Below are 521 nucleotides of genomic sequence, written 5' to 3' on the forward strand. Positions count from 1 at the left end.
TTCGAACCCCCGCGCGGTGTTACCCGCCTGTCGGTTTTCAAGACCGATCCCTTCAGCCAGACTTGGGTATACCTCCGTAATATTATATAAATGGTGGACCTTGCAGGACTCGAACCTGCGACCGGACGGTTATGAGCCGTCTGCTCTAACCAACTGAGCTAAAGGTCCTTTAAGATGGCGGCAGAGGGGATCGAACCCCCGACCTTACGGGTATGAACCGTACGCTCTAGCCAGCTGAGCTACGCCGCCAGGATCTTTATACTGGTTATCTTTTATGGTGGAGCCTAGCGGGATCGAACCGCTGACCTCCTGCGTGCAAGGCAGGCGCTCTCCCAGCTGAGCTAAGGCCCCATAAAATGGTCGGAATGACAGGATTCGAACCTACGACCCCTTGGTCCCAAACCAAGTGCTCTACCAAGCTGAGCTACATTCCGATAAATATTATTTTGGCGCGCCCGACAGGAGTCGAACCCATAACCTTCTGATCCGTAGTCAGACGCTCTATCCAATTGAGCTACGGG

General features: G+C 53.7%; 4 tRNA genes. All 4 read right to left on the reverse strand.

Going from position 1 to position 521, the window contains the following annotated elements:
• Positions 1-91: 91 nt before the first annotated feature.
• Positions 92-168 (reverse strand) — tRNA-Ile (locus AMS59_RS17940).
• A gap of 7 nt (positions 169-175) precedes the next feature.
• Positions 176-249, reverse strand: a tRNA-Met gene (locus AMS59_RS17945).
• A gap of 26 nt (positions 250-275) precedes the next feature.
• Positions 276-351, reverse strand: a tRNA-Ala gene (locus AMS59_RS17950).
• Positions 352-357: 6 nt separating this feature from the next.
• A tRNA-Pro gene (locus AMS59_RS17955) sits at positions 358-434 on the reverse strand.
• Positions 435-521 lie beyond the last annotated feature (87 nt).

It is taken from the genome of Lysinibacillus sp. FJAT-14745, assembly GCF_001275675.1.
Classification (GTDB): Bacteria; Bacillota; Bacilli; order Bacillales_A; family Planococcaceae; genus Lysinibacillus.